General features: G+C 69.5%; 10 protein-coding genes and 4 pseudogenes. 3 read left to right on the plus strand and 11 right to left on the minus strand.

The window, feature by feature from the left end; all coding sequences use genetic code 11:
* Positions 1-188, minus strand: a pseudogene (locus OO54_RS47765) ((4Fe-4S)-binding protein); the annotation flags it as partial.
* A 372-nt stretch (positions 189-560) separates the two neighbouring features.
* Entirely contained in the window at positions 561-1292 is a 732-nt protein-coding gene (locus tag OO54_RS34740; protein ID WP_267888971.1) for an NADPH-dependent F420 reductase, read from the minus strand.
* 35 nt (positions 1293-1327) lie between these two features.
* Here OO54_RS34740 and OO54_RS34745 point away from each other — a divergent pair, with 35 nt between their 5' ends.
* Positions 1328-1729 (plus strand): winged helix-turn-helix transcriptional regulator, encoded by a 402-nt coding sequence (locus tag OO54_RS34745; protein ID WP_051787531.1) that lies wholly within the window; start codon positions 1328-1330, stop codon positions 1727-1729.
* 188 nt (positions 1730-1917) lie between these two features.
* Here the strand turns inward: OO54_RS34745 and OO54_RS41900 are convergent.
* The 4 genes and pseudogenes from OO54_RS41900 to OO54_RS47775 form a co-directional block, all read right to left on the minus strand.
* A pseudogene (locus OO54_RS41900) lies at positions 1918-2534 on the minus strand ((Fe-S)-binding protein); the annotation flags it as partial.
* A gap of 115 nt (positions 2535-2649) precedes the next feature.
* Positions 2650-3555 (minus strand): annotated as a pseudogene (locus OO54_RS34755) (rhamnulokinase); the annotation flags it as partial.
* 474 nt (positions 3556-4029) lie between these two features.
* The gene (locus OO54_RS48895) at positions 4030-5022 is read right to left on the minus strand and encodes a transposase (protein ID WP_078905502.1); all 993 of its coding nucleotides are present in this window, start codon (positions 5020-5022) and stop codon (positions 4030-4032) included.
* A 153-nt stretch (positions 5023-5175) separates the two neighbouring features.
* Entirely contained in the window at positions 5176-5313 is a 138-nt protein-coding gene (locus OO54_RS47775; protein ID WP_234439576.1) for a hypothetical protein, read from the minus strand.
* A gap of 466 nt (positions 5314-5779) precedes the next feature.
* Between OO54_RS47775 and OO54_RS34765 the strand changes: the two genes are divergently transcribed.
* On the plus strand, positions 5780-6229 hold the full coding sequence (locus OO54_RS34765; RefSeq protein WP_033210617.1) for a hypothetical protein: 450 nt from the start codon (positions 5780-5782) through the stop codon (positions 6227-6229).
* A 106-nt stretch (positions 6230-6335) separates the two neighbouring features.
* Here OO54_RS34765 and OO54_RS34770 read toward each other — a convergent pair whose 3' ends face one another.
* Positions 6336-7220 carry an IS5 family transposase gene (locus OO54_RS34770; protein WP_033210619.1) on the minus strand — a complete coding sequence of 295 codons (885 nt, stop codon included), beginning with the start codon at positions 7218-7220 and terminating at the stop codon, positions 6336-6338.
* 53 nt (positions 7221-7273) lie between these two features.
* Complete coding sequence (locus tag OO54_RS34775; RefSeq protein ID WP_033210621.1) at positions 7274-8257, minus strand: IS481 family transposase; 984 nt, start codon at positions 8255-8257, stop codon at positions 7274-7276.
* Positions 8258-8314: 57 nt separating this feature from the next.
* Between OO54_RS34775 and OO54_RS41905 the strand changes: the two genes are divergently transcribed.
* A complete protein-coding gene (locus OO54_RS41905) occupies positions 8315-8854 on the plus strand; it encodes a 2'-5' RNA ligase family protein (RefSeq protein WP_234439577.1) in 540 nt (179 codons plus the stop codon).
* Between the two features lie 570 nt (positions 8855-9424).
* Here OO54_RS41905 and OO54_RS34785 read toward each other — a convergent pair.
* From OO54_RS34785 to OO54_RS41915, 3 genes and pseudogenes are all read right to left on the minus strand, one after another.
* Positions 9425-11119 (minus strand): alkaline phosphatase D family protein, encoded by a 1695-nt coding sequence (locus tag OO54_RS34785; RefSeq protein ID WP_033210623.1) that lies wholly within the window; start codon positions 11117-11119, stop codon positions 9425-9427.
* 794 nt (positions 11120-11913) lie between these two features.
* Positions 11914-12339, minus strand: a complete 426-nt coding sequence (locus OO54_RS42670; protein ID WP_078905503.1) for an SDR family NAD(P)-dependent oxidoreductase — start codon at positions 12337-12339, stop codon at positions 11914-11916.
* Positions 12340-12566: 227 nt separating this feature from the next.
* Positions 12567-13164 (minus strand): annotated as a pseudogene (locus OO54_RS41915) (hypothetical protein).
* Between the last annotated feature and the right edge of the window lie 575 nt (positions 13165-13739).

The following is a 13739-nucleotide window of genomic DNA, read 5'->3' on the forward strand; positions in this document are numbered from 1 at the left end:
TGGGTGTCGAGGTTCCTCAGGACGTCGTCCTTGATCTCCTTTCCGGCCTCGCGCAGCTCGGCCCAGTCGTCCAGCTCGGCCACCGCCCGCGCCCGCTTGCCCCGGATGGCGTGGGTGGCGTTTCGCAGGTTGGCGCGGAGCGTGGTGTTGCCCACTGCTCCTCGCGCGGCCTTGGGGAAGGCCGGCATGCCGAGCTAGGTGCCACTCATGTCAGGGGGTCTTCTTCCGTGCCGGCGAGGATCTCGACGATGTGCAACGGGCGGATGTCTGCGTCCAGGCGTCGGATGATGCCGCCGATGTGCATCAGAAAGGAGTTGTCCGCAGTGCACAGGACGGACGCTCCCGTAGAGGCGGCGGCTGGCTTTGTAGTCGGGTTTCGAGAACGTCTGTTGTCCGGCCGCAGGAACACTCGCCTCATCGGGAAAGTGATGTCGTCGAATTCCGGGAACACCTCGGTGCTTGCTTGGGGACCGTGGTTGTGCTCACGTGCGCAACGCAACGGACTTGGCAGGACCCATTCGTTCCACAGCCCCACGCGGGATCGGCCGGACAGGTCCTGGCTAGTCGTCAACGGCCCCCGGGGCCAGGGCCGGGGCCGGGAACGCGAAGCGGGCCTCGGCGCCAGACCACCAGACGCCGACGGCGAAGACGGCAGTGGCCTCCAGCAGGGCAGCGCGATCGAGCCCGCCGCAGGGCAGAGGCGTGCAGTCCATGGAGGTGATGATCTCCGCCACCCGCGTGGCGGCGCCCGGCTGGTCGGTGCAGAACGGGACCGCCAGTGGGGACCCTTCGAAGGCCGGCCGGTCCAGGGTCCAGATGCTCTCGTGGCACACCCCGAACGCCTTCACCACGTGGGCGCCGGGGGCGGCGTCCGCGATGAGCCGGGCGACGGAGGTGGCGCCGGCCGTGGTCAGGGCCGGGCCGTCCTCGCCCGGCGCCATGGGAACGGTGCAGTCGATCACCGTCCGCCCGGCGAGCAGGGTGGCCAGTTCCCTGGCCAACTGCGGCGCGGCGCCCGCCGGCACGGCGATGAGCACCACGTCCCCGTGGGCCGCGGCCTCGGCGAGGCTGCCGTGTTCGGAAGCTCCGGTGAGCAGGGCGGTGCGGGAGGCCGCCTCGGTGTCCCGACCGCCCACCCGAACGTCATGGCCTGCGCGAACCCAGGCCGCGCCGAGGGCCGTGGCCATCGCCCCTGTACCAAGAATGCCGATGCGCATGTGCTTGCTCCTGTCGTCCGTGTCGCGAGATGTGCGAGGTGTGACGGAAAGGACGCTAGGCGCGCCGATGCACACCGCATGGTGTGCATCGGGTCGGGCAGGATGATCACATGAGCGACGCGGCGGTAGTGGCAGACGAACAAGGCCTGGGCGAGGACCTGGGCGGCGGCGAGTACGCCGCGGACTGCCAGGCGAGGGTGGCCTTCGACGTACTGTCGAACCGCTGGGACAGCGTGATCGTCTACATCCTCGGCGAGAGCGGACCCATGAGGCCGCGCGCGCTGATCACCCGCATCGGCGGGATCAGCCCCAAGGTCCTCAACGAAGCCTTGCGCCGCCTTGAGTACAACGGCCTGGTTGTACGCCAGGCGTATGCCGAGGCCCCACCACGCGTCGACTACTCCCTCACCGAGGCGGGCCTCGCGCTGCTGGGCCCGATCCGTGCGATGGGCGCGTGGGCGGGACGCTACACCGAAGCCGTCCTGGAGGCCCAGGCCCGCTTCGCACCCTGAGAAGATCGCCCGTACAGGAGCTGGCCAGGACGTTTCACTACCCCGGACTTGGCCGGCGAGCCGCCGCTGCAGGCTGCCGTCGCGCGACACCCACAGGACTCCGTTCCTGTTTCTCGCCAACATTTCCCCAAGCAGCCTCCCACGGTCGTTCCCAGAATCCGGCAACAACCGTTCCTGCATGTGGCCTACGTAGCCACGGCGGCGTTCACCTTGTCGGTGCCCATGGCAGTGGACACGTCCGCGTCCTTCACCGCGAACGTCCCGCCGAAGCCGCAGCACTCCTCCGCGCCCGGCAGCTCCACCAGCTCCAGACCCTTCACCGCCTCCAGCAGCCGCCGGGGCCGGTCCGCCAGGCCGAGACCGCGCAAGCCGTGGCAGGTGGGGTGATAGGTGACCTTGTGCGGGAAGTACGCGCCGACGTCGCTCACCCCCAGGACATCGATGAGAACTCGGTCGGCTCGAACGTTCTGGGCACCACGTCCGCGACCGCCTCGGCCAGAGCGCTTCCGCGGCCCTCCATCTGGGCCCGCTCACCCGTCCGCGGATACAGTTCGCGCACCATCGCTCCACACAAGCCCGACGGCGTGACGATCGCGTCGTAGCCGGCGAAGACCTCGGCGAACCGGCGGGCGAGCGGCTCGGCCTGCTTGCGGTAGCCGGTGTTGTAGTGCGGCTGCCCGCAGCAGGTCTGGCCCATCGGGAAGTCGACATCGACACCGAGCCGGTTCAGCAGCCGTACCACGGCGCGGCCGGTGTCCGGGTAGGGCGTGTCGTTGCCACAGATAAGGAAGAGAGCGACACGCATCGCGGGGTCCTTCACTTCGTACGGTAGGGCTCTGGGTGGGCACGTCTGTCAGGTCCGTGCCCGCCCGGAGGGTTCAGGAGCCGGAGATTCCGGCGACGCGCCGGGCCGCAGCGGCCTACGCCGCCCGGTCTCCGGACGGTTGGTAACGGCGCATCGGCGCGCCAGGTGCCGCCGGCTCACGCATCTGCGCACGCTCGCCGACCAGCCTGCGAGCCCGGGCTTGGACCAGCACGTTGCCGAGTGCGGCAGCCTCCACCGGACCGGCGACCACGGGAAGCCCGCACGCATCGGCGGTCAGCCGGCACAGCAACGCGTTCCGCACCCCGCCACCCACCACGTAGATCACATCGACGTGGCGGCCGGAGAGTTCCTGCGCCTGCTCGATCGCCTGCCGGTGGGCCGGCGCGAGGGAATCGAGGATGCATCGGGTGATCTCAGCGCGCGTCGACGGCACCGACTGGCCTGAGTCGAGGCACGCCTGGGCAATGCGCTGCGGCATCCCGCCAGGCGCCAGGAACCGCGTATCGGAGGCATCGACCACCGACCGAAGGCCCTCCACACCGCCGGCTTCCCGCAGCAGGCCCACCACATCGTCCTCGCCCCAGCTGCGCATGCACTCCTGCAGCAGCCACAGGCCTATGATGTTGCGCAGATAGCGCACGGTGCCGTCGATACCGAGCTCGTTGGTGAAGTTCGCCTGCCGGCTTGCCTCACTCAGCACTGGCGCCGCAAGCTCCAGGCCCGCCAGCGACCAGGTTCCGGTGCAGATATAGGCGAAGTGCTCCCCGCGCCCGGCCGGGACGGCGGCGACCGCCGAGGCGGTGTCGTGCGAGGCGACTGTCGTCACCGGCACCGCCCTATCCCACCCCAGCTCCTCACGGACCTGCGGAAGCAGCATGCCGGCTGGGTCGCCGGGCGCGCGCAGCGCAGGAAACAGTGCCATGTCGATGCCCAGCGCCTGCGCGACGTCCATGGCCCAGGCTCCGGTGGCAGGGTCGAGGAGCTGGGTGGTGGAGGCGTTTTGATGAGTTCGACCCGGGTGACGTGACCCTCGACCTGCCCGGAGCCCCATGGGGTGGAGAGGCCGGCAGTGACGGCGTCGAAGTCTCGTCGTAGGCCGCTGACCAGGGAGCGCAAGGCAGGGGGGTCCGTCGGCAAGGACACGGTCCACCCAGTCCGGGAGCCGGTCTCCCTGGAGGCTGTGGAGCATCTCGGCGAAGTCGTGGACGTGCCGTGCGCGGCGTCGAGGTGAGGGCAGGCTGTACGGATCTCCTTCAGTTCCGCGGCGTCAGCGGCCGCGAGGTGCTGGGGGTGCGTCGTGATCCAGCTGACGATGCGGCGGGGCTCCGGGGCCGACCTTGGCTGCGGTCGGGACACCGGCTGCAGCTTCCGGCCTGGCTGGCGGGCAGGCCGGCAGGCACGGAAGGAGCGGCGGAGGCACTGGACGCTCCCGGTGAATCCGCGCTCGCGCAGTTCGCGGTGGAGCTGGGGAACGTCATGACAGCCCTCCAGCCAGCGGGCATGGAGATAGGGCTTGTGCTCGTCGAGCACAGACGGTCGCCCGGTGGCTTTGACCAGCAGTTCGTCGAGGCTGCCGGCGTGGGCGAAGCGACGGACGGTGGAGTGGTCCAGCCGCAGCGTCCGGCGGATCGCCGCCAGCGACTCCCCGCGGCCAGCAGTGCATGGACTGCCTCGTATCCCTGGGTCGTGCGGGCCACCAGACGCCGGGGTGGCCGCTGACGTCGAGAGTGCCGTCCGGCGTGACGAACGGCGCGACCACCGCCTCGGACGGCTCCGGCGTGACCAGGTCCCTTGCGGTTGCCTCCGCCATGACCGGGGTTGTCGCGAACGTGGCCCGGATGCAACCGTGGTGAGAGCCGGCCGTCTTCTCCACCGCATCCGTGACGTTCCGCCACGGATGCCAGGCGTCGGCGACCTGTATCGCCTGCGGGGCACCGCTTCGGGCTCCCTCGGCGTAAGCGCCAGCCCGGTCCCGGCAGATCACCTCTACTTCCGGGTGGCGGCGCAGCCACGCAGCCAGCGGTTCAGCGTCCCGGCCGGGCAAGACGTCGACCGGGCGGCGTGCTTCCAGATCAACCAGGATCGTCGCGTAGGAGTAGCCCTTGCGCAGAGCGAAGTCGTCCACTCCCAGGAATCCGACGGCGCCGACCGGTGGCCGCGGAACCGAGCGGAGCAGGTCCAGCAGCGCGTCCTTGGCGATGCGGATGCCGAGGCCGCGGCCAGGCGGGCGCCGGGACGGCCCGCCAGGCACAGAGCGATCGAGACGAGCATCGACCGCAGCACCTGCGTCGGTCGGGCATGTGGCCTGGTCAGCCCATCGATCTGCTCGGCGAATGTCACGGCCGGGCACCGGCTTGCTGAGACACTTGAACCGGCGCACGGTCAGCTCGATGACCACGGGGCTGCCGGCCACGGGCGTGTCGCCGAGCCGACGCACGTACCGGCCGTGCACCCGCCACGACGGCATACCGCACCCCGGGCGTCTCACCGGCGACTTTTGGCATCCCGCGCGAAGCGTGATGACCTCGGTCGTTCGCTTGATCGACTCGATGACAACACCGGAAAGATGCGGCAACAACCGCTCCACACCCCTGAACCACACACCCGGAGACTGCCCAGCTCAGCCCTGCGACATCACAAGATCCCCGACAGAGCCGAATTTCGCGATCGTCCACGCCGCTACTCGGAAGATCTCCACAGCGCCGAACAGCTTTGTACAGAAGCCGAGCAGACTGTCCTGGTGGGCGGTCACGCTCACGGGCTGGATGGTGGACATGGCATTCCCGTCGAGAACGGTCGTGTCACTGGGTAGGCCATGCGACGATGGTGAACTCATCGGCCCCCAGACGATCTGCAACCCAGGCGGCTGGCCACGGCCAGCACACGCATCCCGGGACGAGGTCACTCCACCCGCTGAACAGATGCTCCGAGGTGGCGCTGACCGACTGACTCGGCCGGAGCTCCTGCTGTCCTGGCCATCCCGGTAGGCTTTGGCGGTGCGCACGGTCGAGCTCTTGTTGGACGAGGCGGCGCGCCTAGGGGCTGTCCGATGGGTCGTTTGAGCTGATCAGGGCAGTGGCTTAGGCGCAGATGAGCTTCTCCGAAGGCGCCGTCGTCGGGCTCGCTGGCACTGAGGCTCGTCGCCAATCCGCCCACCCTTGCCTGCGTCGGTCGGTTGAGGAATTTGGTTGCGGTGGATCAGGCGGATGCGGTGATACTCCGGCATGAGTAGAGACGCCGAGGTCATCGTGCTCGCCCGCTGGTCGGACGAGGTGATGGAACCGCTGACCCAGGACGACCCGGAACGCACGTGGCGAGGTCGCTTCGTCCCGATAGCGGGGCACTGGGGCTACGAGTTCGGGTGGGCCCTCGAGTTCGAGAAAATGCGTGCCCGCAAGGGCCTGCTCAGGCACCTGGAGTCGCTGCCGTGGCCGCATCCGCACACGGTGCAAGTTCTGCTTCGCGACCAGGACGATGACTGCTTCGGGCTATGGATGTTCCAGGAGGGCCGTCTGGTGGAAGTCACCATTCCGCGCACCGAGCGTTTCCACCAGCCAGCACCGCCCGATGAGGACTTCGAACCCGACCCGGGCATGCTGCTGCGCACAGACCAGAACACGGCTCTGCCCGAGCAGACCCCAGAAGCACGCCGCGACCCCCGCTCACCCTGGTAGACCGAGTTCGACAGCTCATCTTGGGACGCCAGGGCTGTCGACGCGTGCCTACTCAGCGAACTGCGCCACCACTACCCAGGTGCCGATAAGCTCTGAACGAGGCGTCTCACTGCGGACAGAGCCACAGGCGGATCGCGGCCACGGTGACCGTCCCGTGGAAGACGTACGCCCGTTTGTCGAAGCGCGTGGCGACGGCTCGGAAGTTCTTGAGCCGGTTGATGGTCCGCTCGACCTCGTTGTGGCGGCGGTAGATCGTCTTGTCGAAGCCTGTGGGCCGGCCGCCTTGGCTGCCGCGGCGTCGGCGGTTGGCCCGCTGGTCTCTTGGCTCGGGGATCGTGTGCTTGATCTGGAGTCTGCGCAGGTGACGCCGATTACGGCGTGATGAGTACGCCTTATCGCCCCCGACATGGTCGGGCCGGGTGCGCGGTCGTCCACCAGCCTGCCGGGGCACGCGGATCTCTTTCAGGACGGGAATCATCTGCGGTGCGTCCCCCCACTGGCCGGGCGTGATGACAAACCCGAGCGGGCGACACCCGCCTTCCCCGGCGAGGTGGATCTTGCTTGTGAGCCCGCCTCGCGAGCGTCCCAGGGCCTCATCGGAGCGGTGGCGCGCCGGGGTCCTGCGCCGACCCGGGATCTTCGGGGCGCGGGTGGAGGCGCCGGCCGCGTGCTGATGAGCGCGGCAGGTCGTGGAATCGACGCTGACCATGCTCCAGTCGATCCGGCCCTCGGCATCGGCGTCGGCCTGGACGGCCCGCAGGATTCTCTCCCACGTGCCGTCCGCCGACCACCTGCGATGACGGTCGTGGACCGTCTTCCAGCTACCGAAGCAAGGAGGCAGGTCCCGCCAGGGGAGGCCGGTCCGCTGCCGGAACAGAATCCCGTTGATCACACGGCGGTGGGATTGCCAGCGTCCACCCCGCCCGTGATTCGTCGGCAGGTGCGGCTCCAGTCGAGCCCACTCTTCATCCGAAAGATCTCCCCGCCCCATGTCCCACGGAACGAGTGCCCAGCGGGAGCGTCACGCGACCCATCGGACACGGCCTAGGTGTATTGACCCGCAGGGTTGTTGACGCGGCTGATGGGTGGGTGTCCGTCGAGTGCGGTGTGGCAGCGGTGGTGGTTGTAGGTGTGGAGGAAGTCTGCCAGGGCTTCGGTCCGCTCGGTGTTGCTTGTGTAGGGCCGCAGGTAGGCCCATTCGTCGAGCAGGGTGCGGTTGAAGCGTTCGACTTTGCCGTTGGTCTGGGGCCGGTAGGGCCGGGTGCGTTTGTGGCTGATGCCGGTGGCGGTGAGGGTCTGGGTGAAGAGCCTGGACTTGTAGCAGGAGCTGTTGTCGGTCAGGACGCGTTCGACGGTGATGCCGTGGGCGGTGAAGAAGGTGTTCGCCCGCTGCCAGAAGCCGGCCGCGGTTTCCTGCCTCTCATCGGCAAGGACCTCGCTGTAGGCCAGGCGGGAGTGGTCGTCGACGGCCGAGTGGACGTAGGAGTATCCGATCACCGGTGTGGAGCTCCTGCGCTCGGCGGTGGTGGCCTGGCGGTTTCGGTCGCCCGCAGCCCGGCCCACCGTGCGCCATCCGCCGCCGTCGGGGATGTTCCCGAGCTTCTTGATGTCGACGTGGACCAGCTCGCCCGGCCGGGCCCGTTCGTAGCGGCGGATCGGTTCGCCGGTAGGCCGGTCCAGCCAGGCAAGACGGCCCAGGCCGTGCCGGGCCAGGATGCGGTGGACGGTCGAGGTGGGCAGATCGAGGATCGGAGCGATCCGTGCGGGGCCGAGCTTGCGGCTCCTGCGCAGGTCACAGACGTGTGCCTCGAGCGCGGGGGACGTCCGGTGGGGTGTCGTGCGGGGGCGGCTGGAGCGGTCGTGAAGTCCCGCGTCGCCTTCCGTGCGCCAGCGGCGGACCCATTTGTGGGCGGTGGCCCTGGATATGCCCATCTCGGCCGCGACATGGGCGACCGGGCGGCCCGAGCGGACACGTTCGACCAGCAGCCGCCTACCGAAGACGGTCAGCCGGGCATTACGGTGGGACACGAAGACCTCCGTGCGGTGAGTTCCTAGACAGCTCCCACCACACCGGAGGTCTTCGCCATGTTCAAGACCTACCGAGTGTCAACAACGCTCGTGATCAATACACCTAGCGGTTCGGGAGGCCTGGCGGCGACTCGCGGACGCGGGGCTCCCCAGTCAGGCGCACCACCGCTCACCGACCAACAGCCCCATCTGACTCTGGCGTCCTGCCCGGAGCTGACCGCCTCGATTCGGTGGGAGCTCGCCGAGGTGGCCGCCGTCCTGGCGTTGTCGGTGCGGTTCACCGGGGTGGTCCGTTTCGAGCGGCCCACCCCGGTGCTGGCCTGGGCGCTGGAGCTGGACTCCGCGCTGACCGGTTTGCACCGCCGGGTGTGGGAGGCGGTGGTCTCGGACAGCCCGTCCGAGACCCTCAATCCGTTGCATGAGCCCGGGCGCTGGAGCCCGCACATCACCCTCGGTCGCACCCGGCGTGCGGGTGCCTTCGCCGGTCGGCGTGTCCCCGACCTGCTGCCGGTGTCGCCGCCCTCGGCCCGGCTCGTCAACCTGCGCAGCTACGACACCGAGACCGGTGCCATGAAGGTGCTGGAACCCTGCCCCTGAGACGACCCCGACACCGACCGGCCAGTGCCCCTTCGCCGAAGTCGAAGGCGAAGAAGGAGGAGGACCCAGGCAAGCAGCGACGGCGGCTCCAGGACGCGGACGCCGCCCGTTAGCCGTCGGGCAGCCGCGTCGGGCCCAGCCCCGGCCCCGGCAGAACCGGATCCGCGCCATCGGCGCACGCCGTGATGCGCGCGCTCTGCCTCTCGTTCGGCACCCCACCGCCTCGCTGGGGTGACAGGACCGAGCATCGCCCACCGAATGGAGCACACGAGGGACCCGCGGCTGAAGGCCAGTCGTCCGAACAACTCACCAGCAGTCGGCGGTGGACAACCATCCCGTCCGTTCCGAGCACGAACAACACGGTCTGACCGCGTGCCCCACCTCCCCCGCACTGCACTGCACTGCATATACGGCGGCGGGCCCGGTGACGATCAGGGCGGGTCGGGCGGTGGCCTGCTGGTGGCGGCCGAGGATCGTCAGCGCACGGAGCGGCCGAGGATCATCAGCGCACGGATCCGGGCGACGAGGGTATGAAAGGCGGGACGGGGGTGCGCGCCGTCCGGCGAGACGTCAACTTCCCTTCGTCAGATTCCGGTCGAGGACGCCGATGAGCCGTGCTCCCGCGCGGTCGGTCCCGCGGCGCCCATGCTTCGCATCCGCCGAGGCCCTCTCTAGTCGCAGCCGTGCTGTACGTCCACGCAGTGTCAGCGTCATCAACTGGTTGCCGAACCACGGCCCGCCGGTGCGCTCCCACCGGACCGCCGGTCGCGCGATCCGTCCGTGGCGGGCGAGGAGGTGCCCGATCCCCTTGGCGAACCGGCTCCAGCCGAAACGGAACCCGGCCCGCATGGCAGCGGGCACCGAGTTGTGCAGCGGTGAGCAGGTGAACTGGAAGACGCGGGAGCGCGGCGGCTGCCCGGTGGTCCAGACGGGCTCCGCCACATACGCGTGGTGGACGTCCCCGGACAGCACGCACACCGTCGCCGGGGCGGCGTCGGCCCTCCCCACCTGGGCGACCGTCTCCGTCAGACTTTCGAACGACGAGGTGAACGCCGCCCAGTGCTCCAGGTCCGCCCGCCGACGCAGCCACTCGCCGAAGCGCGCCCAGCGCGGGCCGCGTTCGCCCCGGCAGAGCGCCGCGTGCCAGCTCTCCGCGAAGTGGAGCATCGGAGGCAGCAGCCACGGGAGCGAGGTCCCGACCAACAGGTGGTCGACGCCGCCGAGCTCGTCGAAGGCCTGTGTCCGCAACCAGGCCGCTTCCTGAGCGTCCAGCATCGTCCTGTGCTGCTCCTCCAGCACACGCGCGGCCCGGGTGTCGACCATCAGCAGCCGGGTGCGACCGAAGTCCCTGCGGTAGCTCCAGCGCACCGACGCCGGGTCGGCTTCGGCGCGTTCGGCGAACGCGCGCAGTACTTTTGTGGCGTCGTCGGCCGCCAGTACCGCCGCGTACAGCTCGTCCTCGGCGAGCTCGGCGGGGGAGAGGTTCCCGAGGTGCTGGTAGACCCAGTACGACATCAGACCGCCGGTGATCCGCTCGTGCCACCAGGGCGTCGCCCGCATGTCGGCCACCCAGGCGGCGCTGGTGTTCCAGTCGTCGATGACGTCGTGGTCGTCGAAGATCATGCAGCTGGGCACGGTCGAGAGCAGCCAGCGCAGTTCGGGGTCGCTCCAGGACTCGTCGTAGAGGTGGGTGTACTCCTCGTAGTCGGCGACCTGGTCCGGTGGGGCGGCGGAGCCGGTGCCGGCGGCCCGCCGATGCCGGGCGATCCAGGCGCGGGTGTCGGCGGACGTCTCGTCGGCGTACACCTGGTCGCCGAGAAGGAGGAGAACGTCGGGACGCTCGGCCTCCGGGTCGGCGGCGAGCCGGGCGGAAAGGGTGTCGAGGACGTCGGGGCCCACCGGGTCGGACTCGTCCACGGCAGGCGCCGCCCACCGGCACGAGCCGAAGGCGACCACCGCGCCCGTCGCCGGGACCGGCGGCGTGTGGATGGTGCTGGGCGGCTGGGACGAGTCCGCGAGGGGCCACACCTGCTCGCCGTCGAGCAGCACCTCGTACGTCGTGGCGGCCCCAGGGGCGAGTCCGGTCACGACCACTAGCGCGTAGTGGTGGTCGGCGACGCGGAACGTCGGAGCCGAACCCCCCGCGCCGCCCGGGCACCGTACCTCCGCCGTGCACGCCCGGTCGGTCTCGACCCACACCGTCGCGCTCGTGCCCGACTCCCAGTCGACGTGCCGCAGGAGCGGTCCCAGCCTCAGACCGGCCATCACGAGTCCCCTTCCGGCGCTCCGTACGGTATGGAACGGCCGCTCTGTACGGTACTGAACCCGCTGCGGAAACGGCGCCGTTGCGCCGCCCGGATGCCCCGCGCCGGGCCCGACGGACCCGCGAGTAGCGCCGGCTCGCGCCCGGCATGGGCGAGGACAAGATGGTCAAGATCGACACCGACGCGAAGGGGAGCAGGGAGAAGGTCACCGCGACTGCTCTTGCGGCCGCCGAGCGGCTCGGTTCCACACTCCTGCGCCCCGCCCCGAAGGCTGGCGGCGGATACGGCTCGTCACCGTCGTCGACCGAGAACCTTCACCGCGATTGCGAGTGCTGCCAAGCCCGCGGCCACCGCCACGGCTCCCCCCCGATGACACGGTGGTCGTGCCGACGCCCTCCGTCGTCGACAGCGCACGGCAGGGGATCGGGCGAACACGGTGCCATCGCGCGAAGGGACAGGGGCGCCCCGTAGGGCGAACACGTTCACCAGGAGCCCGAACATACGATCGTACAGAGACCGGGCGCGAGATCGTGCGCCCAGACGCCGACACGCTGTGCTCGTCCGACGACGATCTCGCGCCGAGGGTGATCGATGGCGCGTACTACCGCGGCCACCACTCGTTCCGGCGACGTCACAGGCGGCAGCGGCCGGATTCGACGATCGATGTAGTGCGCGGCATGACGACGGATCGGCGTGTCGAGCGCGCCCGGCAGAACAACGCACACAGCGACACCAGGAGCGTTGCGCGACTCTTGACGCAGCACCTCGAGAAACCAAGCAATCCCCCTTTCGAGGTCACCTACGGTGAGACACAGGGGAGAAGAGCCGTCCGCACAGAGAACCGATGTTGACGATCACCCCGTTGCCCTGAGACCTGAACTGCGGCAACACCGCCCGGGCCGCGTGGGCCTGGCCGAACAGCGTGGTGTTCACAATCTGCCGGAACACAGGGCCGGGAGTGTCCTCGAACAGGCCGTAGCTCCCTACGGCCGCGGCGTTCACCCAGGCGTCGATGCGCCCGAACCTTTCGACAGCACCTCGGGCCAGAACACGGACGGCCGCTTCATCCCCGACGTCCGTCGGGACGGCCAGCACCCGTCCTCCTCGCTGCTCACACTCCCGCGCGACCGCGACGAGGGTCCGCTCGGTGCGGCCGCCAGCACGAGGCCGGCCCCGAGGGCGGCGAGTGCCTACGCCCTCCTGCGGCCGATGCCGCTCGATGCTCCGGTGACCACCACCACGGGCCGGACCGGCCGGTTCACGATGCCCCGCCGATCCAGTGGTCCCTAACGGCCCCGGCGTCGACGGCTGACCACGAGCCCTTGGCCGGTCGGCGAAGGTGGAACAGCTGAAGACGGGACTGCTCGTTCGATCCGGTCAGGTGCTCCAAGGATGTGATCGCTTGGGTCCGACCTGTACGAGAGTGAGGGTCCGGATGCCGACCGAAATCAGTGCGGCAGGTAGCAGCTGATGCCGGCCGGCAGGTGCGGGGAGAGGGCCGCGGCGCGCTGCCACATGCCCGAAACCTGCTCGGCGGGCCGCTGTTGCTCGCCGTGCAGGGCGTTGAGCGCCACCAGACACCCCGTGAGCGCCGGTACCACCCACTGCGCATAGGTCAAGCTGTCGACGTGCCTTGTCGAGGTCGACGGGGTGCTTGCTCGCCTTCTCGGCGTCCTCCGGGTCAGAGGAAGAGGCTAGCTCGACCTTCTTTCCCAGTACGCGGGCGTAGGCGGTGGCTGCCAGGGCCGCCGCGGTGACGACGGTCTTGGCCGTGGTGGATGCGGCGACGCCCTGCTGGGTGGCGACGCGGTGGACGTTCACGGCCAGGAGCCCCCCACTGCCGAACAGGTGCACGCCGATGGCAGCGGCATTGACCGGCGTCCACTTCGTCCAGCCGGCAGAGGCGATCTGATCCGTGGTCGCCCTTGTACCGCCTTCACTCCTGGCAGCACCGTTGAGGCCGACCGCACCCATCAGCGAGCCACCGAACCAAGCGGCCAGGCCCACATCGTGCAGACTGCGAATCAGCGTGTGACGTTCGGACACGGGAGTGCTCCTTCTGAGCGGTAGCAGTGGGCTTGGCCGACGCAAACGTCGCACCCCACCCTCACCCAGCCCCGGACACACCGCCATCACGGTGAGCCGGATGGGTGCGATTGCCAGACGTACATCGGACGGGGTGGCAGCGGACCACGGACACCAGGCCGGCTGCGGCCTTCCACCCATACGTGCAAGGTCCGCTCCACGGCCTCCTGGGTGCTCTCCTCCCCGTAGTCCTTCAGTCCCGGGAACTCCGTCCGCAGGCATGCCAGCACCTTGCAGCGGAACTCCACTGCGTGGGCCTCGAACAGGCGGATCGCCTCCTGGCCGAATTTCCCCGAGAACGGAAGTGATCACAAACGCCCAACCGAGACGCCGCCTGGCCGATCTCCACAGAGGCTTCGCGCGCAGGTGAGGAAACGGCGGCTGCGCAGCCGCCGCGAGGCAGGGCTGGTCAGCTGGTCACGCGGTGCTGTCCTGGAACAGCTGCTACGTCGAGCGCGGCTACACCAGGCCGGCCCAGGCGAAGCGGCTCGAACGACGAAGCCGTCGACGCGGAGCCGGACCAGGAAAGGGGCGGG

The organism is Streptomyces wedmorensis (assembly GCF_000716445.1).
Lineage (GTDB): Bacteria > Actinomycetota > Actinomycetes > Streptomycetales > Streptomycetaceae > Streptomyces > Streptomyces wedmorensis.